24 protein-coding genes and 1 pseudogene are annotated in these 26,721 nt (G+C 74.2%); 12 read left to right on the top strand and 13 right to left on the bottom strand.

Translation table 11 applies throughout. From position 1 onward, the window contains the following. Positions 1 to 24: 24 nt before the first annotated feature. Positions 25 to 642, bottom strand: coding sequence for a pyridoxamine 5'-phosphate oxidase family protein (locus ACGFZ2_RS14155; protein ID WP_393257749.1), 618 nt, complete (start codon positions 640 to 642; stop codon positions 25 to 27). 148 nt (positions 643 to 790) lie between these two features. Here ACGFZ2_RS14155 and ACGFZ2_RS14150 point away from each other — a divergent pair, with 148 nt between their 5' ends. From ACGFZ2_RS14150 to ACGFZ2_RS14140, 3 genes are read left to right on the top strand one after another with little or no spacing between them, the layout of a single operon-like run. Then, on the top strand, positions 791 to 1,297 hold the full coding sequence (locus tag ACGFZ2_RS14150) for a DUF2231 domain-containing protein (RefSeq protein WP_393257752.1): 507 nt from the start codon (positions 791 to 793) through the stop codon (positions 1,295 to 1,297). A gap of 20 nt (positions 1,298 to 1,317) precedes the next feature. Then, positions 1,318 to 1,851, top strand: coding sequence for an Hsp20/alpha crystallin family protein (locus tag ACGFZ2_RS14145; RefSeq protein ID WP_393259175.1), 534 nt, complete (start codon positions 1,318 to 1,320; stop codon positions 1,849 to 1,851). 8 nt (positions 1,852 to 1,859) lie between these two features. Then, complete coding sequence (locus ACGFZ2_RS14140; protein WP_393257755.1) at positions 1,860 to 2,981, top strand: glycosyltransferase family 9 protein; 1,122 nt, start codon at positions 1,860 to 1,862, stop codon at positions 2,979 to 2,981. 21 nt (positions 2,982 to 3,002) lie between these two features. Here ACGFZ2_RS14140 and ACGFZ2_RS14135 read toward each other — a convergent pair whose 3' ends face one another. Together ACGFZ2_RS14135 and rfaE2 are read right to left on the bottom strand one after the other, a co-directional pair. Beyond that, positions 3,003 to 3,881 carry a glycosyltransferase family 2 protein gene (locus tag ACGFZ2_RS14135; protein ID WP_393453362.1) on the bottom strand — a complete coding sequence of 293 codons (879 nt, stop codon included), beginning with the start codon at positions 3,879 to 3,881 and terminating at the stop codon, positions 3,003 to 3,005. Positions 3,882 to 3,916: 35 nt separating this feature from the next. Then, positions 3,917 to 5,839 (bottom strand): annotated as a pseudogene (gene rfaE2 / locus ACGFZ2_RS14130) (D-glycero-beta-D-manno-heptose 1-phosphate adenylyltransferase); the annotation flags it as partial. A gap of 117 nt (positions 5,840 to 5,956) precedes the next feature. Between rfaE2 and ACGFZ2_RS14125 the strand changes: the two are divergent. Next, a complete protein-coding gene (locus ACGFZ2_RS14125) occupies positions 5,957 to 6,517 on the top strand; it encodes a type 1 glutamine amidotransferase domain-containing protein (RefSeq protein WP_393257761.1) in 561 nt (186 codons plus the stop codon). A 109-nt stretch (positions 6,518 to 6,626) separates the two neighbouring features. After that, a complete protein-coding gene (locus ACGFZ2_RS14120) occupies positions 6,627 to 8,294 on the top strand; it encodes an MDR family MFS transporter (protein ID WP_393453359.1) in 1,668 nt (555 codons plus the stop codon). A 95-nt stretch (positions 8,295 to 8,389) separates the two neighbouring features. Here ACGFZ2_RS14120 and ACGFZ2_RS14115 read toward each other — a convergent pair whose 3' ends face one another. Then, a complete protein-coding gene (locus ACGFZ2_RS14115) occupies positions 8,390 to 8,881 on the bottom strand; it encodes an NUDIX domain-containing protein (protein WP_393453356.1) in 492 nt (163 codons plus the stop codon). Positions 8,882 to 8,979: 98 nt separating this feature from the next. On the opposite strand from ACGFZ2_RS14115, the gene ACGFZ2_RS14110 reads away from it, so the two are divergent. Next, positions 8,980 to 10,614, top strand: a complete 1,635-nt coding sequence (locus ACGFZ2_RS14110) for a fatty acid--CoA ligase (RefSeq protein ID WP_393453685.1) — start codon at positions 8,980 to 8,982, stop codon at positions 10,612 to 10,614. A 225-nt stretch (positions 10,615 to 10,839) separates the two neighbouring features. On the opposite strand, the gene ACGFZ2_RS14105 is transcribed toward ACGFZ2_RS14110, so the two are convergent. Continuing rightward, complete coding sequence (locus tag ACGFZ2_RS14105; protein ID WP_393257769.1) at positions 10,840 to 11,856, bottom strand: NADPH:quinone reductase; 1,017 nt, start codon at positions 11,854 to 11,856, stop codon at positions 10,840 to 10,842. Between the two features lie 259 nt (positions 11,857 to 12,115). On the opposite strand from ACGFZ2_RS14105, the gene ACGFZ2_RS14100 reads away from it, so the two are divergent. Beyond that, on the top strand, positions 12,116 to 12,640 hold the full coding sequence (locus ACGFZ2_RS14100; RefSeq protein ID WP_393453353.1) for an SAM-dependent methyltransferase: 525 nt from the start codon (positions 12,116 to 12,118) through the stop codon (positions 12,638 to 12,640). 4 nt (positions 12,641 to 12,644) lie between these two features. Here the strand turns inward: ACGFZ2_RS14100 and ACGFZ2_RS14095 are convergent, their stop codons facing one another. The 6 genes from ACGFZ2_RS14095 to ACGFZ2_RS14070 form a co-directional block, all read right to left on the bottom strand. Then, the gene (locus ACGFZ2_RS14095) at positions 12,645 to 13,316 is read right to left on the bottom strand and encodes an HAD family hydrolase (protein WP_393453350.1); all 672 of its coding nucleotides are present in this window, start codon (positions 13,314 to 13,316) and stop codon (positions 12,645 to 12,647) included. Positions 13,317 to 13,431: 115 nt separating this feature from the next. Further along, on the bottom strand, positions 13,432 to 14,256 hold the full coding sequence (locus ACGFZ2_RS14090) for a hypothetical protein (protein ID WP_393453682.1): 825 nt from the start codon (positions 14,254 to 14,256) through the stop codon (positions 13,432 to 13,434). A 196-nt stretch (positions 14,257 to 14,452) separates the two neighbouring features. Beyond that, on the bottom strand, positions 14,453 to 15,133 hold the full coding sequence (locus ACGFZ2_RS14085) for an FKBP-type peptidyl-prolyl cis-trans isomerase (protein ID WP_393453347.1): 681 nt from the start codon (positions 15,131 to 15,133) through the stop codon (positions 14,453 to 14,455). 156 nt (positions 15,134 to 15,289) lie between these two features. Next, complete coding sequence (gene trxA / locus ACGFZ2_RS14080) at positions 15,290 to 15,637, bottom strand: thioredoxin (RefSeq protein ID WP_393453344.1); 348 nt, start codon at positions 15,635 to 15,637, stop codon at positions 15,290 to 15,292. Then, positions 15,607 to 15,999, bottom strand: a complete 393-nt coding sequence (locus tag ACGFZ2_RS14075; protein ID WP_350701749.1) for a MerR family transcriptional regulator — start codon at positions 15,997 to 15,999, stop codon at positions 15,607 to 15,609. The genes trxA and ACGFZ2_RS14075 overlap by 31 nt, the downstream gene beginning before the upstream one ends. A 177-nt stretch (positions 16,000 to 16,176) precedes the next feature. After that, positions 16,177 to 17,193, bottom strand: coding sequence for a Ku protein (locus ACGFZ2_RS14070; protein ID WP_393453341.1), 1,017 nt, complete (start codon positions 17,191 to 17,193; stop codon positions 16,177 to 16,179). Between the two features lie 85 nt (positions 17,194 to 17,278). Here ACGFZ2_RS14070 and ligD (ACGFZ2_RS14065) point away from each other — a divergent pair, with 85 nt between their 5' ends. The 3 genes from ligD (ACGFZ2_RS14065) to ACGFZ2_RS14055 all read left to right on the top strand — a co-directional run bounded on the left by ligD (ACGFZ2_RS14065) (position 17,279) and on the right by ACGFZ2_RS14055 (position 19,979). Further along, the gene (ligD, locus tag ACGFZ2_RS14065) at positions 17,279 to 18,220 is read left to right on the top strand and encodes a non-homologous end-joining DNA ligase (protein WP_393453338.1); all 942 of its coding nucleotides are present in this window, start codon (positions 17,279 to 17,281) and stop codon (positions 18,218 to 18,220) included. Further along, entirely contained in the window at positions 18,210 to 19,121 is a 912-nt protein-coding gene (gene ligD, locus ACGFZ2_RS14060; protein ID WP_393453335.1) for a non-homologous end-joining DNA ligase, read from the top strand. Before ligD (ACGFZ2_RS14065) ends, ligD (ACGFZ2_RS14060) begins: the two co-directional genes overlap by 11 nt. Before the next feature lie 93 nt (positions 19,122 to 19,214). Continuing rightward, entirely contained in the window at positions 19,215 to 19,979 is a 765-nt protein-coding gene (locus ACGFZ2_RS14055; protein WP_393257790.1) for a TIGR03089 family protein, read from the top strand. Between the two features lie 1,023 nt (positions 19,980 to 21,002). On the opposite strand, the gene ACGFZ2_RS14050 is transcribed toward ACGFZ2_RS14055, so the two are convergent. Beyond that, positions 21,003 to 22,682, bottom strand: coding sequence for a DNA repair helicase XPB (locus tag ACGFZ2_RS14050; protein ID WP_393257796.1), 1,680 nt, complete (start codon positions 22,680 to 22,682; stop codon positions 21,003 to 21,005). 176 nt (positions 22,683 to 22,858) lie between these two features. Between ACGFZ2_RS14050 and ACGFZ2_RS14045 the strand changes: the two genes are divergently transcribed. Together ACGFZ2_RS14045 and ACGFZ2_RS14040 are read left to right on the top strand one after the other, a co-directional pair. After that, a complete protein-coding gene (locus tag ACGFZ2_RS14045; RefSeq protein WP_393453332.1) occupies positions 22,859 to 23,725 on the top strand; it encodes a L,D-transpeptidase family protein in 867 nt (288 codons plus the stop codon). Positions 23,726 to 23,854: 129 nt separating this feature from the next. Beyond that, on the top strand, positions 23,855 to 24,103 hold the full coding sequence (locus ACGFZ2_RS14040) for a hypothetical protein (RefSeq protein ID WP_393453329.1): 249 nt from the start codon (positions 23,855 to 23,857) through the stop codon (positions 24,101 to 24,103). Between the two features lie 59 nt (positions 24,104 to 24,162). On the opposite strand, the gene ACGFZ2_RS14035 is transcribed toward ACGFZ2_RS14040, so the two are convergent. Beyond that, positions 24,163 to 26,646, bottom strand: a complete 2,484-nt coding sequence (locus tag ACGFZ2_RS14035; protein ID WP_393453326.1) for a helicase-associated domain-containing protein — start codon at positions 26,644 to 26,646, stop codon at positions 24,163 to 24,165. Positions 26,647 to 26,721: the final 75 nt, after the last annotated feature.

Genomic DNA, 26,721 nt, shown 5'->3' with positions numbered 1-26,721 from the left:
GCCGAAACCGCACCGGGACGGCCGTCAGGAATAGATCGTGGCGGCGTAGCTCGGGCCGTAGTGGCGCTCCAGGTCGGCCAGACTCTCGGCCGGGTTCTCGACCTCCTTGATCAGCCGGGCCCGGGACGGCAGCGCTTCCGGCTGCCAGCTCTCCGGCTGCCAGAGCTGCGAGCGCAGGAACGCCTTGGCGCAGTGGTAGAAGATCTGCTCGATCTCCACGACCACGGCGAGGATCGGGCGGTGACCCTTCACCACCATGTCGTCGAACCACGGGGCGTCCCGGACCAGCCGCGCCCGGCCGTTGATCCGCAGCGTGTCGGTGCGCCCGGGGATCAGGAAGAGCAGCCCGACGTGCGGGTTGTCGAGGATGTTGCGGTAGCCGTCGGCGCGCCGGTTGCCCGGTCGCTCGGGGATCGCGATGGTCCGGTCGTCCAGCACCAGCGCGAAGCCGGGCGGGTCGCCCTTCGGCGAGACGTCGCAGCTGCCGTCCGCGCCGGCCGTCGCCACCAGGCAGAACGGTGACGCGGCGAGCCACTGCCGGTCCCGTTCGTGCAGGACGGGCCGTTCCTTGGCCAGCGCCCGCGGCATCGGCGCCCCCAGCAGCTCGCGCAGTTCCTCGTGCGACGTGATCTCCACCGTCACGTGACCCTCCCCCGTGCGTTGATTCCGGTGGCGGCGTGGCCGCCGCCCGCCAGCCTAGGGGGCGGCGGCCGGCGCGAGGTTTGCCCATCGGCGGCGGGGGTACCGCCTCACCCGAGGCGCCCGGACAGACCGAGCAGTGGAGGCCCGGATGGAGAGCCGACTCAAGGTGCTGGGCCACCCCGTCCACCCGATGCTGGTGATGTTCCCGGTGGCCCTGCTGGTCACCGCGGTCCTGTTCGACGTGGTCGACACCGTCGGCGGGCCGGACTTCCTCGGCGAGGTCGCGTACTGGAACATCACCGTCGGCCTGGTCGGCGGCCTGCTGGCCGCGGCGGCCGGGACGTTCGACCTCCTGGCCATCCCGTCGGGGACCCGCGCCAAGCGGGTGGGGCTGAGCCATGCCGCCGCCAACCTCGCCGTGATCCTGCTGTTCGCGGCGACCTGGGTGGTGCGGCTCAACGCCGACTCCCGGGCTGCCGGCGGCGCGCTGATCGCCATCGAGGTGGTCGCACTGGCCATCCTCGGCATCAGCGCCTGGCTCGGTGGGGAACTGGTCGACCGGCTCGGCGTCGGTGTGGACCGGGACGCCGGCCTGGACGCGCCCAGCTCACTGCGGTCCTCGGCGGCCACCCACCGGATCGGAGAGGTGCGATGAGCGAGCAGCGGAGGGTCGGCATGAGCGAGCAGGGCGGCGGGTCCGGCCGGGGCTGGCGCGGGCGGCAGCAGGGCTGGGACCCGATGGGCGAGTTGCAGTCCCTGCGCTCCGAGCTGCGCCGGCTGGTCGGCGGGCGGGCCGGGCCGCCGGACGTCGAGCTGGCCGAGACCGCCGACGGCTGGGAGGTCGTGGTGCGGCTGCCCGGGGTGGCGCCGGAGGAGGTGGCGGTCGAGCTGGACGACCGCGAGCTGTGCGTCCGGGCCCGCTCCGAGGCCGAGGTCAACGCCGACCAGGGCATCCCCGGCGGCTTCGAGACGCGGGGCTTCGAGTACCGGGTCGACCTGCCCGCCCGCGTGGACCCGGACGCCATCGACGCGGTGATGGACCACGGCCTGCTCCGGGTCCGGCTGCCCCGGGCCGCCCGCCCCGCACCCCGCACCATCACCGTCGGCCGCCCCGGTGCCCCCGTGGGCACGCGGACCGTCGTCGACCCGGCCGCCGACCGGGAGATGCACCACCCGGACATCGCCGTCGGCGAGACCGACCGGCCGTAGCGGGGCCCGTGGTCACCCCGGACGTGCTCGGCCCGGTCGCCGGGCGCGTGCCCGACGTCGAGCGGATCGCCGTGCTGCGCGCCAACGCGCTCGGCGACTTCATCTTCGTCCTGCCGGCGCTGGACGCGCTGCGCGCCGCGTACCCGGAAGCGGAGATCGTGCTGCTCGGCGCGCCGTGGCACGCGAAGCTCTGGCGCGACCGGCCCGGCCCGGTGGACCGGGTCCTGGTGGTGCCGCCCGCGCCCGGGATCCGCCACCCCGAGCCGGACGAGCCGGAGTCGTCGACGGACGGCTTCCTCGCCACGGCGCGCAAGGAGCGCTTCGACCTGGCGCTGCAGGTGCACGGCGGGGGCGCCAACTCCAACCCGTTCGTCGGCGCGCTCGGCGCCCGGGTCACCGCCGGGCTGCGCGCCGAGGACGCGCCGCCGCTGGACCGCTGGATCCGGTACGTCTACTACCAGCACGAGGTGGTCCGCTACCTGGAGGTGGCCGCGCTGGTGGGCGCGCCGGCCACCACGGTCGTCCCGACGCTGGCCGTCACCGACGCCGACCGGGCCGAAGCGGCCGAGGTGCTCGGCCCAGCGCAGCGGCCCAGGGTCGCGCTGCACCCCGGCGCGACGGACACCCGCCGGCGCTGGCCCGCCGAACGCTTCGCCGGGGTCGCCCGCGACCTGGTCGGCGACGGGTACGAGGTGCTGGTCACCGGCACCCCCGCGGAGCAGGAGGTGGTCGACCGGGTGGTCGCGGCGGCCGGGGTGCCGGTCCGCCCGCAGGTGGGCACGCTCAGCCTCGGCGGGCTGGCCGGCTGTTACGCCGGCTGCGAACTGGTGATCTCCAACGACACCGGGCCGCTGCACCTCGCCGCCGCCGTGGGCACCGCGACCGTCGGCATCTACTGGGTCGGCAACCTGATCAACGTGGCGAACCTGCTGCGCGGCCGGCACCGGCCGATCGCCTCGTGGACGGTGCTCTGCCCGGTCTGCGGGGTGGACTGCACCCCCGGCATCTACCCGCACCGCCCCGGCGACGGCGAGTGCCCGCACCGGGATTCGTTCGTCACCGACGTGCCGGTGGTGGAGGTGGTGGAGGCGGCCCGCGAGCTGCTGCACCCCGAGCCCGGCGCGCCCTGAGCACGGCCGCCGGTCGCGGGTTCAGGCCGGCTGGGCCGCGTCCTCCTCGGCGAGCACGACCTCCCACGCCTCCACGTCCCGGTCGGTGACGGTGGTCGGCGACTCCAGGTGGTACGCGCCGCTGGGCAGGACGCCGGCGCCGCCGTGGCGCGCCAACACGGCGAGCTGGGCGGCGACGTCCTCGCCCTGGTGCTTCTCCTGCACCCGCCGCCAGAAGTCGAACCCGCCGGAATCGAGGAGCTTGGCCCGGTCGTAGAGCACGCAGCCCCCGATCCAGGACACCTTGTACGCCCGCCAGGCCCCCGGCGGCAGGTCGAGCTTCCGCGTGACGTGCAGCAGGTTCGCCGCCGAGTGGATCGACGCCCGGTCCCACTCGGGGGTGCCCGGTCGGATCCGTTCCGGCGTGGGCCGCCCGGTCCACTCCTCGTAGTGCCGGTGCGTGTCCGGCCGGACGTCGTCGGCGTACGACAGCCCGTGCACGGCGTTGCCGACGAAGCCGCAGCCCAGCTCCTCGATGGCGGTGACCAGCCGGCCCAGGGTGCCCGGTTCCAGCCAGACGTCGTCGTCGAGGCAGAGCACGTACCGGGCGGCGGAGGCGGCCAGCAGGTAGGCCCGGTGCTCGGCCAGCCCGCGCCGGGGCAGCCGGCGGGTCAGCAGCACCGGGTGCCCCCGGTGGCGCAGCGCCCGGACCATGGTGGCCGACGCCGGATGCCGGTACGCGGCGTCGCCGTCGGACTGGTCGCTGACCACCACCCCGAAGCCGGGCACGCCCTCCTGGGCGGCCAGCCCGGAGAGCGTGACCGCCAGCTCGGCCGGGCGGTTGCGGGTCGGGACCAGCACGTCGAGCAGCCGCTCGGCGCGGAACCGCTCGGCCGTGCCGGGGTCGAGCGGGCGGCTCACGACGGCTTGCTCGTCAGGGAGGAGTCCCCCTGGGGTTCCTGGCTGTGCGACCGGATCCGGTCGATGATCGCCGAGGTGGACCGGTCCGGCACGTACCCGAGGGTGCGGACCTGCCCGCCGAGCCGGCGGACCAGCGGGCCCTCCGGCACCATCTCCGGCGGGTAGTCGCCGCCCTTGACGTACACGTCGGGGCGGACGGTCTCGATGAGACCTGCCGGGGAGTCCTCCTCGAAGACCGCCACGTGGTCGACGCAGGCCAGCGCGGCCAACAGCGCGATCCGGTCCTCGACCGGGTTCACCGGCCGGTCCGGGCCCTTGAGCCGGCGTACGCTGCCGTCGGAGTTGACCGCCACCACCAGCAGGTCACCGAGCGCCCGGGCCTGTTCCAGGTAGCGCACGTGGCCGCGGTGCAGCACGTCGAAGCAGCCGTTGGTGAAGACGATCGAGCGACCCGCCCGGCGGTGCTCCGCGGCGAGCGCGGCCAGTTCGTCGGCCCCGACCAGCGACCGGTGGCCCGCCCCGTCGACCGGCACGTCCAGGGCCGCGAGCAGGTCCTCCCGGCGGCACACGCAGGTGCCGGTGTCGGAGACGGTGATGGTCGCGGCGAGCTGGGCCAGTTGGGCGGCGGTCGGCAGCGGCGCGTCGGCGGCCAGCGCCAGCGTCATCGCCGCCAGGTACGCGTCCCCCGCCCCGACCGCGTGGCTGGCGGGCACCGGGGTGCTGTGGCTGCGCCGGGGCTCGCCGTCGGCCCCGCCGACCACCGCCCCCTCCGTGTCCAGGGTCACCGCCACCACGTCGGCGCCGGTGTGTGCGCGCAGCTCGGCGAGACGGGACTCGGCCAGCACCGCCCGGTCGACGCCCTCGCCGGCCGTGGCGTTGACGGTGACGCCGGTCCCGGTCACGGTGAGCCCGTCCCCGGTCATCGCCACCCGGCCCTCGCCGGGCGTCGGCTCGCCGGTCGGCCCGACACCGGCGCGGACGGGGCCCGCCCCGTGCCCGGTCGGTCCCGTTCCGCCGCCGGCCGGGCCGGTCCCGGCCACGCCGGCGCTTCCGGTCGGGTGGGTCCCGGCCACGCCGCCGGCGTTTCCGGCCGGGTGGGCCCCGGGCAGGCCACCGGCGTTCCCGGTCAGGCCCGTCGCGTCGGGGTGGCGGGTGCCGTGGAGCGGCCCGAGGCCGCCCGGCGCGGCGCCCACCGTGAGCTCGGAGGGGCCGTCGGCCGGATCGCCGTCGGGGTGGTCCAGGTGCAGCTCGGTCGCGTGGGCCGGCCGCGTGCCGGCGGCCCGGGCGAGCAGCCGGGTCGCCTCGGCGAAGCTCGGGGTCACCACGGTCGGGGCGAGGCCCCGCCAGTCGGCCAGGTCGTGGGCGTCCAGGGCGACCGTCGCGTACCGCTCCCGGTGGGCGACCAGCCAGGCGCGCACCGGAGCGGGCAGCGCCCCCAGGCCGTAGTCGCAGACCACCAGGGTGGGCGCCTCGCCACCGGCGGCGGCGCGCAGCTCCTCGGTGGCGCAGTCCAGTGCCGTGAGCAGCCGGGCCACCCCGTCGTCGTCGAGCGCGTCGTCCGGGTCGCCGGAGTCCTCGCGCAGCAGGATCTGGTTGCCGGCCAGCATGCGCCGCTTCACCGGCGTCGGGCGGCCGGGCTGGTTGACCGTACGGTCCCAGACGCCGGCCCGGTCCAGACAGTCGTGCAACTCGTCCCCGGCGACGTCCGCGCCGACCGGTGCGACCAGCACCGCCCGGCCCCCGAGCGCGGCGACGTTCACCGCGGTGTTCGCCGCCCCGCCGGCCGCCGAGATCCGCCGGCGCAGGGTGAGGACGGGGGCGGGCGCCTCCCGGCAGAGCCGGTCGGACTCGGCGAACCGCCAGTCGTCGAGCATGGCGTCGCCGATGACCAGGACCGGACGCCCCAGCCAGCCCTCCACCACGGTGGCGAGCCGGCGCTGTTCCGCTGCTGCTGCCATGCCTCCCGGGGTCCCCCTCGGCACCCCCGTCAAACCTGGGCACCCCCTGGGCGCGGGTTTCGGGCACCGGGCCCCGGGAAGGGACGGACGGTACCGCGGAGAGGAGAGGACACCGACATGACAGCGACGACACTTCAGGGCAGGCGGATCGCGTTCCTGGCCGCCGACGGCGTGGAGGAGGTCGAGTACGTCCAGCCCCGCGAGGCGGTGGAGCGGGCCGGCGCCACGGCGGTGCTGGTCTCGCTCAGGCCCGGCACGATCCGGTCCTTCGACCACCTGGACCAGTCCACCGCGTACGACGTGGACGTGACCGTGGCCGACGCGGACGCGGGCGGCTACGACGCGCTGGTGTTGCCCGGCGGGGTGGCGAACCCGGACTTCCTGCGGACCGACCCGGACGCGGTGCGCTTCGTCAGGGGGTTCTTCGACGCCGGCAAGCCGGTCGGGGTGATCTGCCACGGCCCGTGGACGCTGATCGAGGCGGACGTGGTGCGGGGCCGCCGGATGACCTCCTGGCCGAGCCTGCGCACCGACCTGACCAACGCGGGCGCGACCTGGGTCGACGAGCAGGTCGTCACGGACGGCGGGCTGGTCAGCAGCCGAAAGCCCGGCGACCTGCCGGCCTTCTGCGCGAAGATCGTCGAGGAGTTCGCCGAGGGGCCGCACCCGTCCCGGTGACCCCTCGTCGACCGTGGCGGTCGGCGGACCGACGACCGGCACCGCCGGCCCACCGCACGGTCGACCCGGCCGGCACGCATGTTTCGGGTGGGCGGGGAAAGGACCTGGGATGACCACGGAAGCCCCGGTGCTCAACAGGCGGCAGATCCGGCTGCTCATGTTCGGCCTGATGACCGGCATGCTGCTGGCCGCGCTCGACCAGACGATCGTCGGCACCGCCCTGCCGACGATCGTCGGCGAGCTGGGCGGGATCAACCACTACTCGTGGGTGGTCACCGCGTACCTGCTCGCCTCCACCGCCTCGACGCCGCTCTACGGCAAGATGGCCGACCTGTACGGGCGTCGCCCGGTGTTCCTCTTCTCCATCGGCACGTTCCTGCTCGGCTCGCTGCTGGCCGGCCTGTCGCAGGACATGACCCAGCTCATCGTCACCCGCGGGATCCAGGGTCTCGGCGCCGGCGGCCTGATGACGCTGGCGTTCACCATCATCTCGGACGTGGTCACGCCCCGGGAACGCGGTCGCTACCAGGGGCTGTTCGGGGCGGTCTTCGGTCTCTCCTCGGTCGCCGGGCCGCTGGTCGGCGGCTACTTCGCCGAGACCGACTGGCGGTGGATCTTCTACGTCAACGTGCCGCTGGCGATCCTGGCGATCGTGGTCTGTTCCCGGGTGATGCGGCTGATCCCGTTCACCCGGCGCGACCACGCGATCGACTGGCTCGGCGCGGCGCTGCTGGTCGCCGGGGTGAGCTGCCTGCTGCTCGCGCTGAGCTGGGGCGGCAACGAGTACGCCTGGGACTCCGGCGTGATCATCGGGCTCTTCGTCGCGGGCGTGGTGCTCGGCGTGCTCTTCGTGCTCCAGGAGGCCCGGGTGGCCGAGCCGATCCTGCCGCTGCGGCTGTTCCGCAGCGCCACCTTCGCCCTGGCCAACAGCGCCGGCTTCGTGCTCGGCCTGGTGATGTTCGGGTCGATCATCTTCATCCCGCTCTACCTCCAGATCGTCAAGGGCGCCTCGCCGACCCGCAGCGGCCTGCTGATGCTGCCGATGATGGCGGGCATCATCGTCACCTCGGTGCTGACCGGCCGGGCGATGAGTCGGATCGGGCGGTACAAGTGGTTCCCCGTTGCCGGTGCGGCGGTGCTGGTGGTCGGCATGCTGCTGTTCACCCGGCTGGAGGTGGGCACCTCGCTCTGGGCGGCCTTCGGCTTCATGGTGGTGATCGGTGTCGGGCTGGGCCTCTGCATGCAGTCGCTGATCCTGGCCGTGCAGAACGCCGTCTCGATGCGGGACCTGGGCGCCGGCACCTCGTCGGCGACGTTCTTCCGGTCGCTGGGCGGGTCGTTCGGCGTCGCCATCCTCGGTGCGGTGCTGTCGTCGCGGCTCACGTCCGAGCTGGCCGACCGGCTGCCGGGGGCGATCGCCCAGTTGCCCCCGCAGCAGCAGGCCGCGGTGGCGGCGAGCGGCGGAGCGAACGTCTCGGTCAACGACCCGGCCACCATCCTGGCCCTGCCCGCCCCCGTCCGCGCGGCCGTCCAGGTGTCGTTCGTCGAGTCGCTGCACCTGGTCTTCCTGACCACCGGGCTGATCGCGATCGTGGCGGTGCTGGTCACCCTCGCGCTGCCGAACGAGAAGCTGCGCGGGGCGGGCCCCGGCGGCACCACGGGCGGCACGGACGGCCTCGGTGGCGAGGCCCCGGCGCCGGGCGGCAAGCCGCTGTCCCGGGAGTCGAAGGAGGAGGCCGCCGCCGAGATGGAGGCGAAGAGCCAGACCATGCTGTGACCCGGGTGCGCGAACCAGCGCCCGGCCCAGGCCTGAGGTGTAAGGAAGGGCCCCTTCCTATCGTTTTTGGATAGGAAGGGGCCCTTCCTTACACCTCACTTGAGGATCAGGCGGTTGGTCTGCTCGAAGACGTCGAGGTCGGCGAGGGTCTCGGGGACGCTCGTGGAGAGCGGGGCCGGGAACTGCTCCCGGTGGAAGAAGCCGGCGTCGACGGTCTCGTCGGTGGCCCGGGCCAGGTTGCCGTCCCACTCCTCGACGCGGAAGGCGGTCGTGAAGATCTGGTACGTGTGGCCGTACATGTTGGTGTGGGTGCGGTCCGGGCCGGTGTAGAGGGCGAAGGCGCTGACCCGCAGGGCGCGCAGGCCGGTCTCCTCGCGCACCTCGCGGACGGCGCAGTCGGCGATCGACTCGCCCAGCTCCATCGCCCCGGCCGGCAGGGCCCACTGGTGGTTGTCGGAGCGCTGGATCAGCAGGACGCGCCCGGCGTTGTCGCGGACCACGGCGCGGGCCCCGACGAACATCAGCGTCCGGTCACCGGCCAGGGCGCGCAACTGGCCCACGTACGAATCGGCCCAGGAGATGCTCACCCGGACAATTTACGGGGCTGGCCGGGGGCGGACGGGTTTTCCAGGGTTCCCAAGGTGTGACCGGCGACACTAATTTGTTACCCATGCGTAGCACGATGATGGACGCCCCCCTCCAGGTCGCGCGGATCCTCACCCACGGTTCGACCGTGCACGGCACGGCCGAGGTCGTCACGTGGACCGGCGGCGAACCGCGCCGCATGACGTACGCCGAGGTCGGGCGGACGGCCGCCCGGCTGGCCCACGCGCTGCGCGACGAGTGCGGGGTCACCGGCGACGAGCGGGTCGCCACCTTCATGTGGAACAACAACGAGCACCTCGTGGCCTACTTCGCGGTGCCGAGCATGGGCGCCGTGCTGCACACCCTCAACATCCGGCTCTTCCCGGAGCAGGTCGCCTACATCGCCAACCACGCCGAGGACCGGGTGGTGCTGGTCGACTCGACGCTCATCCCGCTGCTCGCCCGGGTGATCGGCGAGATGACCACGGTGCGGCACGTGGTCGTGGTCGGCGGCGGGGACCCGGCCCCGCTGGTGGCCGCGGCCGGCGACCGGATCGCCGTACACCACTGGGACGCGCTGCTGGCCGATCGGCCCGACGTCTACGACTGGCCGGAGGTGGACGAGCGCGCCGCCGCCGCCCTCTGCTACACCTCCGGGACCACCGGCAACCCCAAGGGCGTCGCCTACTCGCACCGGTCGATATACCTGCACTCGCTGCAGGTCTGCATGCCGGAGTCGTTCGGCCTCGGCCCGACCACCCGCGAGCTGGTCATCGTGCCGATGTTCCACGCCATGGCCTGGGGGCTGCCGTACGCGGCGTTCATCTCCGGTGCGTCGGTGATCATGCCGGACCGGTTCCTCCAGGCCGCGCCGATCGCCGACATGATCGCCGCCGAGCGGCCCACCCTGGCCGGGGCGGTGCCGACCATCTGGAACGACCTGCTGGCCCACCTGGACGGCCACGAGGTGGACACCTCCTCGCTGAAGGAGGTGATCGTCGGCGGTTCGGCCTGTCCACCGGCGCTGATGCACGCGTTCGGCGATCGGCACGGCATCGACATCGTGCACGCCTGGGGGATGACCGAGATGTCGCCGCTCGGCTCGGTGGCCCGCCCGCCGGCCGGGGCGACCGGCGACGACGCCTGGCGCTACCGCTACACCCAGGGCCGGGTGCCGGCCGGGGTCGAGGCCCGGATCGTCGGCCCGCTGGGCGAGCCGATGCCCGCCGACGGCACGTCCGTGGGCGAGCTGGAGGTCCGGGGGCCCTGGGTGACCGCCCGCTACCTCGGCGACGACACCCCGGACGAGGAGAAGTTCCGTGACGGCTGGCTGCGCACCGGTGACGTCGGCACCCTCTCGCCGGACGGCTACATCACCCTCACCGACCGGTCGAAGGACGTGATCAAGTCCGGCGGCGAGTGGATCTCCTCGGTGGAGCTGGAGAACGCGCTGATGGCCCACCCGGCCGTGCTGGAGGCCTGCGTGGTCGGGGTGCCCGACGAGCGCTGGGGGGAGCGGCCCCTGGCCACCGTCGTCCTCCGCGAGGGGGCGTCGGTCGACCCGGAGGAGCTGCGGGAGTTCCTGGCCGGGTCGGTGGCCCGCTGGCAGTTGCCGGAGCGCTGGGCGGTCATCGACGCGGTGCCGAAGACCAGCGTCGGCAAGTTCGACAAGAAGGTGGTCCGCTCGCGGTACGCCGAGGGTGAGCTGAGTGTGCGGGAGCTGACGGCCCCGTAACGTTTTCAGGCGCACCGTCGCCTGTTGGGGTAAGGGACGCACTCCTGAGACATCCCTCCCCAGGGGCGGCCCCGGCGTTCGCACCGCGCCGGGGCCGCCCGCTCCTTGCGGGGCGACCCGCACCACCATTGTTGCGAAAGTTGTTCGCCTCTGTCCCGGCGATGGGGAAATTCGCCCAGCTCAGAGGGGTTTCGGGCGGCTGATCCCATCCTGGCCGACGGGCCGTCACCCTGCGGCGCTGGTGCTGATGAGCACCTTCCCGACCACCGAGTTCTCCACCGCCCGGTGCGCGGCGGCGGTCGCCGAGAGCGGGTGGTGGTGCAGCGGCAGGCCCGCGTCCTCGCCCACCCGGATGCCGCCCTGCGCCGCCGCGGCGGCCACGTCCACCACCGCCTGGGCCTTGGCCGCCTTTGGCTCCGTGTAGACGAGCACGAACTGCCAGCGCGCGTTCGGCACCATCGACGGCCGAATCGGCAGAGTCACCTCGTCCCCGCCGTCGTCGGCGTAGACGCACACCGCGCCGCCGCGCCCGAGCAGTTGCACGTCGGTCGCGGCGTTGCGCGCCGCGGAGACCTCGACGATCGTGTGCACCCCGTCGGGCGCGATCTTGCGGACCTCCTCGACCACGTCCTGCTCGCGGTAGTTGACCACGAAGGACGCGCCGGCCGCCGCCGCGAGCTGCGCCTTCTCGGGGCTGCTGACCGTGGCGACCACGCAGGCGTCCGCCCACCGCGCGAGCTGGATGGCCGCGTTGCCCACCGCCCCCGCCCCGCCCTGCACGAGCACCGTGTGGTCGCTGAGCGACCCGGCGTGCAGCCGGTCCGGCGTGTACTCCCCGGCCGTCAGGCACCGGTGCGCGGTGAGGAAGGGGATGCCCAGGCAGGCTCCCACGTCGAAGGAGGCGTCGCCGAGGGGCACCGCCTGCCGGACCGGCACCACCGTGTACTCGGCTGCGGTGCCCCACGGACGCTGCCAGGCGGCCTCCCACAGCCAGACCCGCTCGCCGGTCAGCTCCCGGTCGACACCCTCGCCGACCGACTCGATCACCCCGGCGCCGTCCTGCCCCGGCGTCTGCCAGCCGTCCGGCAGCGGCCCCTGCCGGCGCGACTTCCAGTCCGTCGGGTTCACCCCGGAGACCGCCACCCGCACCAGGACCTCGCCGGGACCCGGCTCCGGCACCGGCCGGTCGACCAGTTGCAGCACCGAGGCGTCGCCGGTGCGCTCGTACACGATCGCCTTCATCCCCGTCTCCTCACCCGGCGGCCCCGGCGCGGGGCGCCGTCGGCTGCCGTACCCGGCGGACCCGCGCTCATGCCGATCCCGGCGGGGCCGGAAACCGTGCAACCGGGTGACCGGAGGGAGGGAGTGGTCATGCGGGACGGGCTGGGGCCGACGCCGAACCGGCCGGCACCGGGGAGCTGCGGGACCGCGCGGCGACGCGTGCCGAGGTCGGGCCCGAGTCGGGCGGGTCTGACGGGCCCGGCGTGGCTACGCTGACCGGGTGGCGACCAGGCCGGTGCCGGAGCGGCTGCGCTGGGCCGTGGACCGGCTCGACCTGCGCGCCGGCCACCGGGTGCTGGAGATCGGCTGCGGCAACGGCGTGGCCGTCGCGCTCATCTGCGCGGTGCCGGCGGTCGCCCGGGTCGTCGCGGTCGACCGGTCCGCCACCGCGCTGCGGGCCGCCGCCCAGCGCAACGCCGCACAGGTCGCCGCCGGCCGGGCCGTCTTCCGGCACGCCGACCTGTCCACCCTGGACTCGTCCGGTGAACGCTACGACCGGATTCTCGCGGTCAACGTCAACCTGTTCTGGACCCGGCCGCCCACGGCCGAGTTCCGCCGCCTCGCCGGCCTGCTGGCCCCCGACGGCGTGCTGCACCTGGTCTACGAGCCGCCGCACCCCGCCCGGCTGGCCCCGCTCGTCGACCGGCTCACCGACCGCGTGGGCGCCGCGGGCTGGACCGTCGCGGAGATCGCCCGGGTCGACCGGCCGACGCCGCTGCTGGGCGTGGTCGCCCGCCCGGCCTGAGCTGCTACCCGAGCCGGCCCACCGTGGCGGGGGTCAGTTCGTCCACCGCGCCCAGCACCACCGCCGCGAGCCGCTCGGCGTCCGGGTCCAGCGGGTACGACCCGTGCGGCACCGCCACCACCGTCATCCCGGCGGCGGCCGCCGACCGGACGCCGTTGGACGAGTCCTCCACGGCTACGCAGCGGGCCGGGTCGACGCCCAGCCGCCCGGCGACCGCCAGGTAGACGTCCGGCGCCGGCTTGCCCCGCTCGGTCTCCTCGGTCGACAGCGTCGCGCCGAACACGTCGGACAGGCCCGTCGCGGCCAGCGCCGCCGCGATCAGCCGGGTCGGCGACGAGCTGGCCAGCCCCAGCGGCCACCGCCCGGCCAGCCGGCGCACCACCTCGTCGGCCCCGTCGATCAGCGGTACGCGCGCCGCGTACCGCCGGATCATCTCCTCGACCACCTCGGTGGCGACCTGCTCGGCGCTCCGGTCGACGCCCAGTTCCCCGCTGAGGTACCGGGCCCACTCGCCGGTGCTCATGCCCATCAGCCGGCGCTGCGTGTCGGCCTGCCAGGTCCCGCCGTGCGCCGCCACGTACGCCCGTCGCACCTCCTCCCAGACCGGCTCGGAGTCCACGATCACGCCGTCCAGGTCGAAGATCACCGCATCCGCCACGGCCCCATCCTGCCCCATCGGGCGATGACCCGCGCCGCCCCGGACGGGCGGTGACCCGCGCCGACTCGCCGGGCGATGACCCGCGCCGTCCCCCGGGCGGACCATGACCTGTGCCGTCCCGGACGGGCGGCGGTCAGCTCTGTGGGGCGGGCAGGCCGATCGGGTTCCCCTCCGGGATGACGGAGTGGCCGGCGCGGGCGATCGGTTCGAGCAGCTCCCGGAGCCGGTCGGTGCGCTCCCGGCCCAGCGCCCGCCACGGTCGCGCGGCGGCGGCGTCGGTGGCGTCCTCGATCGCCTGGAACCGGGCGCGGCCCTGCGCGGTCGCCTCACCCTCGGCGGTGAGCCAGCCCCGTTCAGTCAGCCGGGCACGGGCGGCGACCCACTGCTCCTCGGCCCAGCCCCGCCCGGTCAGGTTCAGCGGGGACATGCCGACCGCGACCCGCCAGGCGAGCGTCTCCACCGGGTCGAGGTCGGCCGCGACCAGCGCCCCGACGTGCCCGTCGCCCCGGTGCTCCCGCAGCGTCGTGGCGGCCTGCCACAGCCGGGCCAGCGGGTATTCGCCGCGCGGCAGGGCGGCATTGGCCGCGCCGAGCACCCGGCCGGCGGGCTCCACCTCGGCGGCGGCCGCCTCCAGCAGCTCGGCCGCCTCGACCAGGTGCGACTCGGGCAGCTCGTAGGTCAGCTCGGCCAGCGCCTGCACCGCGCCGGTGAGCCGGGCGCGTAGCGCCTCCTGCGGGGTGGCGAGCCGCCAGACCGCCGGCAGCGCCCGCGCCACGGTGTGCGGGGCGAAGCTGAAGAACGACCCGACCACCGGCGCGGCGTCGACGGGCCCGAGCGGCGCCGCCCGGCCGGCGAAGTAGCCACGCCAGAAGCCGCGCAGCCCGACCGCCTCGAAGGCGGCCCAGGCCCGGGGATGGAAGTAGGTGACCGCGTGGACCGGTTCGAAGTGCGTCCACATCACCCGGGCGGTCCGCCCCGCGTCGTCCAGCGCCGTCACGTGCACCTCCGCGTCCGGTCCGGTTGTCACCCCGGCCGGCCGGACCGCCCGGGGTGACGCCGAACCTACTGCCGGTGGGTGAAGGGCCGGAAGCCCCTTGTGGGCTACTGCATCACACCGGGGCGACAACCCGGGCGAACCGGGCCGGCCACCCGGGTCACTGGGCCGCGAGCACGTCCACGACGAAGCGCAGCGGACCGGTCGGCCGCCCGCTGGAGGCGTCGTTGCCGTACGCCAGCTCGGCCGGGATGTCGAGCTGTACGCGGCTGCCGACGGTCACCCCGACCAGGCCCTGGTCCCAGCCAGGGATGACCTGGCCGACGCCGATCGCGAAGGAGGCCGGCTGGCCGCCGCTCCACGACGAGTCGAACTCCTTGCCGTCCTTGTAGAACACGCCCACGTAGTTCGTGGTGATCGTCTGGCCCTTCTGCACCGCCGGCCCGGTGCCCTTGATCAGCGGGGTCACGGTGAGCTTCTTCAGCTCGCCCTTGCCGGCGGCGACCGTCGGCTTGGTGCCCAGGGCCGGGTCCGCACCCGCCGGGAGCTGCGGGGCGGGGGGCGCGTCGGCCGCCGGGGCGGTGGCGGACGCCGACGGGGCGCCCGCTGCCTGTTCCTTCGAGTCGTCGTCGTTCTGCCCGATCGTCACGAAGACGGCGATCAGCACCGCGACCACGGCGACGCCGGCGAGCCCGCCGGCCCAGGCCTGCCGGCGACGCTTCGCCTCGGCCGCCTTCTGCGCCGCCAACTGGGCGGCCAGCCGCCGCTCCGACTTCTGGGCTCGGTTCTGCGTACGCTCGCTCACGGCGTCGACTCCCTGCTGCGAAGGTGTGGCCGGCATCGGAGTGCCGGGGGGAAAGCCGACGCACACGGTACCCGCCCCGACGCCCACCGTGCCGCCTCGGCCGTCCCGCTTCCACCACGCGGGCCACCCCCGCCCCACCAGCACCGGCAGGAACGCCCGGGGCAGGGCGGCGGCCGGCCGACGCGCGCGGGCTCAGTCGGCCAGGTGCCGGGCCAGGGACTGCCGCAGGTGGTGCTTCGGACGGGCCCCGACGATCGAGCCGACCACCACACCCCGGCGGAAGACCAGGAGGGTGGGCAGGGACAACACGCCGTACGTGCGCGTGGTGTCCGGGTTCGCGTCGGTGTCGATCGTGGCGAAGACCATCCGCCCGGCGAACTCCCCGGCCAGCTCGGCGAGGCTGCGGGAGATCGCCCGGCACGGCGGGCACCAGTCGGCCCAGAAGTCGACCACCACCGGCCGGTCGGCGGCGAGCACCACGGCGGCGAAGGTGTCATCGGTGACGGCGGTCAGCGAGCCGTCCGGCGCAGTCTTGAGCATGTTTCCTCCCGGTGGGCGATGGCGTGGGCGAGCTGGTCCCGCAGCTCCTGCCGGACCGCGTGCAGTCGGTCGATGCCGGCGTCGACCTCGGCCAGCTTCCGCCGCAGCACCGCGACGGAGTCCGGGCAGACGTGACCGGAGGCGTTGCCGGCCCGGAGGCAGGCGACGAACGGGCGGATGTCGTCGAGCCCGAAGCCCACCGCGAGCAGGGCCCGGATCTCGCGTACGACGTGCAGCTCCGCCTCGTCGTAGACGCGGTAGCCGTTGGCCGAGCGGGCCGCCCGGACCAGGCCGTGCGTCTCGTAGTAGCGCAGGGCCCGGGTGCTCGTGCCGGCGCGTTCCGCCAGCTCACCGATCAGCATCCGACCTCCCTCGTCCGACGCGACCGACGCTAGACCTTGCCACCGGCGTCAAGGCAACCTCGGCTGTAAGGAAGGGCACCTTATTAACGTTTCCGGTAGAGGAAGGGCCCCCTGCTAACGAATTGGCGAGCGCGAGATCAGCTCGCGCGGGGCGGTACGGGTGCGAACCGGCGCGGGTCAGGCGGTCTTGCGGGCCGCCTTCTTCGGGGCCGCCTTCTTCGTCGCGGGCTTCTTCTCGCCCTCGGCGGCCTCTTTCGGGGCGGCCTTCTTCGCGGCCGTCTTCTTGGGCGCCGCCTTCTTCTCGGCGGCCTTCTTGGCCGGCGCCTTGGCGGCCTTCTTCTCGGCGGCCTTTTTCTGGGCGGAGCGGGCCGCCGAGATCGGGGTCGGCTCGCCGCCACCGCCGGCCGGCGCCTCGCCCCGGGCGGCCTTGGCCCGTTCCACGGACGCCTTCAGCGCCGCCATCAGGTCCACCGCCGCGGCCGGGGCCTCCTCGACCTCCTCCGGCTGGACCACCTCGCGACCCTCCACCTTCGCGTCGATGACCTCCTGGAGGGCCGCCCGGTAGTCGTCGGTGAAGGCGTCCGGCTCGAACTCGCCGGCCATCGAGTCGATCAGTGAGCTGGCCATGGCCAGCTCCGGCGGGCGGACCTTCAGGTCTTCGTCCAGGAAGCCGAAGTCGGGACTACGGATCTCGTCCGGCCAGAGCATCGTGTTGAGCAGCAGCACGCCCTCCCGGACCCGGAGCGTGGCGAGCTGCTCCCGCTGGCGCAGCGCCACCTTGACGATCGCCACCCGCTCCGAGTCGGCGAGCGCGTCGCGCAGCAGCACGTACGGCTTCGTGGCGGTGCCCTCGGGCTCCAGGAAATAGGCCTTGTTGTAGAGGATCGGGTCGACCTGCTCGGCGGGGACGAACTCCAGCACGTCGATCGCGTGCGAGGTGGAGAGCGGCAGGTCGGCGAAGTCCTCGTCGGTCAGGATCACCATCTCGCCGCCGCCGATGTCGTAGCCCTTGGCGATGTCGTCGTAGGTGACCTCCTCGCCGCAGACCTGGCAGGTGCGCTTGTAACGGATCCGGCCGCCGTCGTCCCGGTGCACCTGGTGGAAGCGGATGTCCTTCTCCTCGGTGGCCGAGTAGACCCGCACCCCGATCGAGACCAGCCCGAACGAGACCGCTCCCTTCCAGATGGCCCGCATCCCGTGCTCCTCTCGCCGGTACTGCCCAGGATCCCAAAAGATCGAAGGCCACGCGAGCGCTTCCGTGCGCAAGTACAGTCATGGGGTGCCCGGCGCGCCGCTCAAGCCGATGCTCGCGATGACCGGGCAGCTCCCGGCGGGTGCCGGCTGGGCGTACGAGTTCAAGTGGGACGGCGTGCGCGCGCTCGCCGACATCTCCGGCGGCCGGCAGCACCTGTACGCCCGCTCCGGCGTCGAGATCACCGTCGCGTACCCCGAGCTGGCCACCCTCCAGAAGCAGGTGGGCGACGCGCTGCTCGACGGCGAGGTGGTGCTGCTCGGCGAGCACGGCCAGCCCTCGTTCACCGCCCTGGCGGAGCGGATGCACGTCCGCGACCGGAACAAGGCCGCCCGGCTGGCGGCGAGCATCCCGGTGACGTACATGATCTTCGACCTGCTCCGGCTCGACGGCGAGGACCTGACCGGCTGGTCGTACGCCCGCCGGCGGGAGGCCCTGGACGGCCTGGCGCTCGGCGGCGCCCGGTGGGCGGTGTCGCCGGTCTTCCCCGACGGCCTGGCCACCTACGAGGCGGCGGGCGAGCACGGCCTGGAGGGGGTGATGGCCAAGCGGGTCGACTCGGTCTACCGCCCGGGGGTGCGCTCGCCGGACTGGGTGAAGGTCAAGCTGGAGGTGACCGGCGACTTCGTGGTCGGCGGCTGGCGGCCCGGGGCGCGGAAGATCGGCGGCCTGCTGGTCGGGGTGCCGCGCCCGGACGGGCGGCTCACCTACCGGGGGCGGGTCGGCGGCGGCATCGGCGCGGCCATCGAGCGGGAACTGCTCCGTGAGCTGGAGCCGCTGCGCACCGGCGGGTCGCCGTTCGCCGACGCCCTGCCGCGCGAGGATGCGCGGGGCGCGATCTGGGTAACACCGAGGGTCGTGGTGGAGGTGAAGTACGGCCAGCGCACCCCGGACGGGCGGTTGCGGTTCCCCCGGGTGCTCCGGCTGCGACCGGACAAGCCCGCCGAGGAGGTCGACGATGCCGGGTGAGCGGTTGAAGGTGGACGTCGAGGGGCGCTCGCTGGAGGTGTCCAACCTGGACAAGGTGCTCTATCCCGACGCGGGGTTCACCAAGGGCGAGGTGATCGACTACTACACCCGCATCGCCCCGGTGCTCCTGCCGCACCTGCAAGGCCGGGCGCTGACCCGGATCCGCTTCCCCAACGGGGTCACCGGCGGCTCGTTCTTCGAGAAGAACGCCCCGGCCGCAACCCCCCGCTGGGTACGCACCGAGACGCTGCCCGCGCCCGGGTCGAGCAAAGGCCGGGAGACCATCGACTACGTGGTCGCCGACGACCTGCCCACCCTGGTCTGGCTGGCCAACCTCGCCGCGCTGGAGCTGCACACCCCACAGTGGAAGATCGGTGAGCACCCGGACATGATGGTGGTCGACCTGGATCCGGGGCCGCCGGCGGCGCTGCGCCAGTGCTGCCAGGTGGCGTTGCTGATGCGGGACCGGCTCGCCGAGGACGGCATCGACAGCTACCCGAAGACGTCCGGGAAGAAGGGCATGCAGCTCTGCTGCCCGATCGCCGGCACGCAGGACGCCGAGGACGTGTCCGCCTACGCCAAGCGGATCGCCCAGGAACTGGAACGGGCGCACCCGAAACTGGTCGTGTCGAAGATGGCGAAGAACCTGCGGCCCGGCAAGGTCTTCATCGACTGGAGCCAGAACAACGCGGCCAAGACGACCGTGTCGCCGTACTCGCTGCGGGCCCAGTCGGTGCCGTCCGTGTCCACCCCGCTGACCTGGGACGAGGTCGAGGCAGGCGCGGCCGGGAAGCGGCCGGCCACCAAGCCGTACGTGGCGGGCGAAGTGCTCAAGCGGGTGGAGAAGGACGGCGACCTGCTCGCCCCGCTGCTCGACGGTGGCCCCGAGCTGCCGGTGTGACGGGTCCTCAGTGGATCCTCGCCGGCGCGTCAGTGGAATGCCGGTCCGACGCTGGTTGAGTAGGGTGGCCTGAGCCTGCCCGAGGAGTGCGTGATGATCCTGACCGATGCCCTCGTCCGGGAGTCGCCGACCGGTGACCGGCCCACCGAGATGGACCGGCCGCTGCTGACGTATCTCGACGACGCGACCGGTGAGCGGGTCGACCTGACCGCCACGGAGCTGGGCGGCTGGGCGGCGCGGGCCGCCGGGCTGCTGCGCGAGGGCTGTGGGCTGGGCGTCGGCGACCGGGCCGCGGTGCTGCTCCCGGCCCACTGGCAGACCGCCGCCGTGCTGCTGGGCGCCTGGTCGGCCGGGGTGGCGGTGTCGTTCCGCCCCCGGGCGACCGCCGGGCTGCCGCAGCTCGGGCCGGGCGACAACGAGCCGTTCGACGCGGTCTTCGTCAGCGCGAAGCGGCTGGACGACTGGCTGGAGGACGTGCCCGAGGGCCGGCACCGCTACGTCCTCGGGCTCGGGTCCACCCCGTTGGCCGAGGTGCCCCTGGGCTACCTGGACTGGCTCGCCGAGGTGGCCCGGCACACCGACGCGCTGCCCGCGTCCGCCCCGTTGACCAGCGCCGACGCGGCCAGCCCGGACGGCACGAGCTACCGCCAGTGGGGCAGCGTCGCGCGGGCCGTGGCCGAGCGGCTCGACCTGCGGGCCGGCGACCGGCTGCTGGTCGACGTCGCCGAGCACGAGCAGCCGGTGTACTGGCTGCTGGCACCGCTGTCCGTCGGCGCGTCGGTGGTGCTCTGCGCCAACCTCGACCCGGCGACCCTGGAAGCCCGGATCGCCGCCGAGCAGATCACCCGGGTGCTCTGATGGCCGGGGTCTACACCGAGGCGAGCATGTCGCTGGACGGCTACGTCTCCGGTCCGGGCGAGAGCGGCTTCGACCTGCTCTTCCGCTGGTACGAGAACGGCGACGTCCCCGCCTCTACTACCGGGTCCGCCGGCCGTAGCCACCCGGCAGCCCCGAGCACGGGCCCGTCCGCGCCGGCTCGCCCGTCGGCCCCCAACGCCCCGCCGCCCGCCCCGCGCGTGCTCAGCGGTCGGGACCACATCGGCGCCGCTGCGCCGCCCCTGCCCCCGCCGGCTTGGCAATCTTGGACAGTTGTCGTTCCCAGGGAACGGAAACTGTCCAAGATTTGGCCGGAGCAACGCGCGGTCGGAGTGGGCCGGGTCGCGGATGGACGGCGGGTCGTCTCTTACTCGGGTTGGTTGCGGGTTCGTCAGGGGCGGCGGGAGCAGGGCGCGGTGTGGTTGGTCGGCAGGGTGCACCGCGCGTCGCCGGGCAAGTGGCCGGTCGCAGAAGACCCAGTGGCGTACGCCCTGCTGGTCCTCGGCCGAGACGGTGACGCCGCCCGGCTCGACGCGGGCGCTGAGCCGGGCCAGCACCCGGGCGGGCCTTGATGACGCGTGTGGGTTGACGGGCCGCGGTAGCGGCTCGTCAACCCCTTTCGTATGCGCGCTTATTGGAAGAGCCTGCCGGGCCTTCTGGAGCGGCCCCGCTTGCTGATCATGGAATCCCTGCGCCTACGGCGCACCATGATTGACTTTGTCTGCCTCTTCAGAGCTTGGAGGATCCTGTCCCTCATCGCATGCCTCTTCTCGCGTATGTCGGATCGGCCATCGCGAATCGCGCCGGGTCGTGGCCCAGCGTGGTGGCGGTGCGGGGCCACGGGCCCGAATCCGTCGCCGGTATCGCAGCCCGCGTACCCGGGCAGAGATCAGTCATTCGTCAGCGTCGGGCCACACCGCTGAGCCGGGGTCCAGGTCCACCACGTCGACCGGAGGGACCTGTGCTCCCCGCGAGGTCTCCCGACGGCTCGACAGGTGACGGGAGTCAGTCGATCGTCGGGAGTTTCGGGCCGAGGACGTCGTCGGCGTCGACGATCGTGTACGCGTACCCCTGCTCCGCCAGGAAGCGCTGGCGGTGGGCGGCGTACTCGGTGTCGATGGTGTCCCGGGAGACGACCGTGTAGAAGTGCGCCTGCCGGCCGTCGGCCTTGGGCCGCAGCACCCGCCCGAGCCGCTGCGCCTCCTCCTGACGGGAGCCGAACGTGCCGGAGACCTGGATCGCCACCGCCGCCTCGGGCAGGTCGATGGAGAAGTTGCCGACCTTCGAGATGACGAGGGTGCGGATCTCCCCGGAGCGGAACGCGTCGAAGAGCCGCTCCCGTTCCTTGTTGGTGGTCGAGCCCTGCACGATCGGCGCGTCGAGGTATTCGCCGAGCTGGTGCAGCTGCTCGATGTAGCCGCCGATCACCAGCGTCTGCTCGCCCGGGTGCCGATCCACCAGCGCCTTGACCACGGGCAGCTTCGTGCGGGCGGTCGCCGCCATCCGGTAGCGCTCCTCGGCCTCCGCCGTCGCGTACGACATGCGTTCCGCGTCGGTGAGCGTCACGCGTACCTCGGTGCACTGGGCCGGGGCGATCCAGCCCTGCGACTCGATGTCCTTCCACGGCGCGTCGTACCGCTTCGGGCCGATCAGGCTGAACACGTCGCCCTCCCGGCCGTCCTCGCGGACCAGCGTCGCCGTCAGCCCCAGCCGGCGGCGGGCCTGGAGGTCCGCGGTGAAGCGGAAGATCGGCGCGGGCAGCAGGTGCACCTCGTCGTAGACGACCAGGCCCCAGTCGCGCGCCCCGAACAGGTCCAGGTGGGTGAACGCGCCGCCGCGCCGCGAGGTGAGCACCTGGTACGTGGCGATGGTGACCGGGCGGATCTCCTTGCGCTCGCCCGAGTATTCCCCGATCTCCTCCTCCGTCAGGGAGGTGCGGGCGATCAGCTCGCGCTTCCACTGCCGCCCGGCGACCGTGTTGGTGACCAGGATCAGCGTGGTGGCCTTCGCCTCGGCCATCGCCGCCGCCCCGACCAGCGTCTTGCCCGCGCCGCAGGGGAGCACCACCACACCCGACCCGCCGGCCCAGAACGCCTCCACGGCCTCCCGCTGGTACGACCGCAGCGTCCACGGCTTGCCGCCGTCCTTGCCGGCCTCGGCCAGCTCGATCGGGTGCGCCTCGCCGTCGACGTAGCCGGCCAGGTCCTCTGCCGGCCAGCCCAGCTTGAGCAGCGCCTGCTTGAGCCGGCCCCGCTCGGACGGGTGCACCGCGATCGTGTCGTCGTCGATCTTCGCGCCGAGCATCCCGGCGAGCTTCTTGCTCTTGGCGACCTCGATCAGCACCACCCGGTCCAGGGCCCGCAGCACCAGCCCGTGCGCCGGGTCGTTGGCGAGCTGGAGCCGGCCGTACCGGTCCATCGTCTCGGCCACGTCGACCAGCAGCGCGTGCGGCACCGGGTACCGCGAGTACTTGATCAGCGCGTCCACCACGGCCTCGGCGTCGTGCCCGGCGGCGCGCGCGTTCCACAACCCGAGCGGGGTCAGCCGGTAGGTGTGCACGTGTTCCGGGGAGCGCTCCAGCTCCGCGAAGGGCGCGATGGCCATCCGGCACGCCTGCGCGTCGGGGTGGTCGATCTCCAGCAGCAGGGTCTTGTCCGACTGCACGATCAGGGGTCCACCGCTCACGCCAGTGCCTCTCCTCCGCCTCGGGTCGCCGGCTGTCCGGGAGGTGACTGACCCGCCCCGGGCCGACCCACCAGTCTTGCACGTATCCGGGTGACGCCAGAAAAATCTGGACACGGGGCGCAACCGGAGCGGTACTCGCAACGTCTAGCAATAGGACACCTGTCACGGGAGGCGCCATGAAACACGTCCGGATCACCACCCGGCTCGTCGCCCTGGCAGTGGCCACGCTGGTCGGCGCCGGTGCGTGCGCGTTCGAGCCGCGGGCCGACGAAGGTGGGGGCGGGGGTCCCGTCCCGGTCGGTGCCACGGAGCAGCTAACGGGGGCGAGCGGTGCGCCCGGGCCGGACCAGCGGGCCGGCACGGCGACGGCGAAGCCGGCGGTGAAGCCCGCGCCGAACCGTCCGAGGCCGACCCGGCCCGCGCCGAAGCCCACCACGTCGCCGTCGGCCGCCGGCTGCCCGCAGGGGGAGCACCAGCGCGCGGTGGAGGCGTACCTCGCCCGGCTGGGCGGTTTCGGGACGCTGACCGTGGACGGCCGCCAGTCCGCCGCCGACTGCGCCGCGATCAAGAAGTTCCAGAAGCGGTACGACATCCGCCCCGCCCACGGCCGCGCGGGGCCCACCACCCACGACGTGGCGAAGCGGCTCGCCACCACCGACACGGCGCGCTGCAAGGCCGGCTCGGGCACCACCTTCTGCATCGACCTGACCCGGCAGACGACCTGGGTGATGCGCAACGGCAAGGTGCTCGTGAAGCCGACGGTCACCCGGACGGGGATGCCCGGCTACCGCACCCCGGCCGGCACCTTCAAGATCAACTATCGCAACATCAAGGAGTGGTCCGACCCGTACGAGGTCTGGCTCCCGTACTGGCAGCACTTCACCCAGGGGATGGGCTTCCACGAGACCACGACCTACCTGCACAACAAGGCGATCGGCTCGCACGGCTGCGTCAACCTGCTGCACGCCGACGCGGTCCGGTACTGGGAGCTGGGCAAGGTCGGCAGCCGGGTGGTGCTGGTCGGGCGGCGCCCCGGCACCTGAGCCGCCGCCCCGGGGTCCCGGCCCGTCCGCGGCGCACATGTCGTCCGATCGGGGTTTTATCCCCTGTCACTCCGGTCACCCGAGTGACACGCTGGAATGCCAGGCGTCGGACCGACGGGGAGGCTGGAGATGACGGTCGACCGGGAAGCGAGACCGGAGCACAGTGCCGAGCGCGACCGGTCGCCGGACGAGGGGGTCTCCACCGTCACCGTCGTCGCGTACGCGGCCGCCGCGGCGGTGCTCCTCGGCTGGTTCCTCTTCGGCTGGCTGGTGCTCGAACAGGGCTTCGTCGACTCGGTCGGCGAGTCGGCCGGCGCCGGATTCGCGCTGCTGCTGGTCGTCTCCGTCGTCGGGACGGTACGCCGCAGCCGGCGCTGACCCGGCCCGAGGTCGCCGGCCCTGCCGGAGGAACGACCGGTGGGGGACGGGCGCGACGCTCAGTCCTCCAGCACCGCCGCCGTGATCCGGTGCAGGGCGAAGGTGTGCAGCATCTCCGTCCGCTCGTCCTCGGCGCGCAGGTAACCCGCGCCGATCGAGACCGGCCGGACCAGCCGGGACGCGTTCGCCCCGTGCGCGTCGACGTACCCGACCCAGACCAGCGCCTTGTCCCGCACCGCCTGCTGGAGCACGGCGAGGGCGTCGCTGTGGGTGTGCGCCGGCACCGGCCCGGTACGCGCCGCACCGCCCCGGACCACCGCCGGCGCGCGCCGCGCCGCCCGGGCCGCCGCGTCGCCGCGCCGGATCTGCTCCACCACGCCCAGCAGGCGGGGCATGGACAGCTTCGGCGCGGTCAGCGGGTCGAGGGTCCGGGTCGCCACCGACACCCGGGCCGGGGCCCGGCGGGTCTTCGGGCGGGACAGCACCGCCGCCCCGCTCGCGTCCTCCGGCACCGGGGCGTACCCGGCCTCGCGCAGGGCCGTGAGCATCCGGCCCACCTGGTACGGGGTCGACAGCACCGTCGGCGCGAGCCGGCGCAGGGCCAGCGACTCCAGCCGCCGGTCGGCGAGCACCTCGGTCAGCAGCGCCTCGTCGTCGCTGCGCACGTACGCCCCGGCGGAGCCGACCCGCAGCCCGCCGTGCTTGCGGGCCACGTCGTCCACCAGGTACGTCAGCCCCTGCGGTACGGGGGTGCGGGACCGGCGCCGGAACAGGGCGTGCAGGTCGTCGGCCGAGTAGCCGGCGTCCAGGGCCCGGCGCACGCTGGCCGGGGTGACCCGGTGCACGCTGGCGCCCCCGGCCGACTCGTGCTCGGCCACCACCTCCAGCTCGGCGGCGAGGGCCGGATCGGGCGGGCCGGGCACCACGACGGTCAGGTCGGCCTGCACCAGGAAGTGGTCGACCGGGGCGGGCAACAACGCGTCCAGCGCGCGCACCGCGCCGGTCCCGTCGCCGTCCTCGGCGTCCGCGCGCAGCCCGAGCGGGTCGTCCCCGCCCCGCTCGTCGACGGCGGTGACGTCGGCGAGCAGCAGCCGCCCGTACGAGGTGAGCGCCCCCAGCCCGGTCACGCCCAGCGTCGCCGCCTCGGTCAGCACCTCGCGGTGCGCGGCCTCCCGCCCCCGGCTGCGCCGCGGCGCCCGCCAGTCGAGCAGCGACTGCACCTCCTCGGGGGTGGGCGCGGTGGCGGGCTCCAGGTTGGCGAGCACCCCGAGGACCGCGCGTCGGGCGGCCGGCGCCCCGGCCCGTTCCGCCTCGGCCGAGAGCACGGTGATCGGCCGGTCCCGATCGTCGCGCTGCCCGATCAGCCCGACCTGCCGGGTCATCGTCAGCCAGGCCCGGCCGAGCTGCTCCCAGCGCTGCGCCAGCGTGCCGGCCCGCCACACCTCGTACCCGGCGGTGGGCAGCACCTGCTGGTCGGCCCCGTAGCGGGTGGTGGTGGCCCCGGGCAGGTCCACCTCGCCGATCAGCCCCGCCGCGTACGCCGCCTCCAGCAGCAGGGCGGCCGTCGGCTCGTCCACCCCGACCGCGCGGGCCAGCCGGCGCAGGTCGCGCACGCCCAGGCCGCCGGAGCGCAGCACGGGCGCCGGCTCGGCCGCGAGCTGCTCCAGCAGCGCCTCGGTGTGCCGTACCGCCTCCATGGTCTGCCCGGCTCCGGCGGAGTCGGCGGCCTTCGGCTCGCGCGGCGGCGTGGCCACCGGCGGCGGGCTGGTCCGCAGCGGGCCGAGCGGGCCGCTGTCCCGGCGCAGCAGCAGGCCGACCTCCCGGGGCAGCTCGACGGTGCCGGTGGCGCTGGCCTTGCTGGGGCCGGAGACCAGCACCAGCAGGTGGTGGTCGACCAGCCAGCGCACCGGCGAGCCGGTCGGCGCGCCGCCGTTGGTCGGGTCCGGGGGCAGGTCGTCCTCCGCGCCGACCGGCGGCGCCTGCAACGCGCCCGCCGGCACGCTGCCCACCGGCGGGCCGGCGGCCAGCCGCTCCAGGATGGCCCGGGCCGAGGGTGGCGCGGCCAGCAGCGTCCGCCGCAGCTTCGCCGGGTCCGCGCAGAGCGCCGCCGACCGCGGGTCCAGCTCCGCCGCCGGCCGGCCCAGCCCCGCCGGGTACGGGGAGACCTCGTCGACGCTCTCCACCACGCGCAGGGCGCTCTCGGGGCCGTGCAGCAGGAAGAGCGCCCGCAGCCGGTTCACGGCGGCGCGGACGGAGGTGGGGGCGGGCGGGTGCGGCCCGGCGGTGGCCATGGCGAGCACCGAGGCGGTGGAGGTGGTGCCCTCGGCCGGGTCCCGGGTGAGCCGGGCGGCGTCCAGGATCTGCAGGGTGAACTGGTCGAGCCCGTCGAGCGCGCGGGCCACCGAGACCCGGGACTGGGCCCGGATGGCGAGCGCGGAGACGTCGGCGGGCACGGGCACCACGAGGTCCGGCCGCAGTTGGAGGAGGGCGGCGAGCGACTCGTCGGGCAGCGACCGCAGGTGGTCGGCGAGTGAGGTGGTCATCGTCGTTCCACGCTAGCCCGGCAGGGGGTCTTCCCGCCCCTCGGACGTCCGGCTGACCCGTGCGGACGGGCGGGT

The organism is Micromonospora sp. NPDC048063 (assembly GCF_043202855.1).
Classification (GTDB): domain Bacteria; phylum Actinomycetota; class Actinomycetes; order Mycobacteriales; family Micromonosporaceae; genus Micromonospora.
This window is presented reverse-complemented; position numbering and strand designations above follow the sequence as displayed.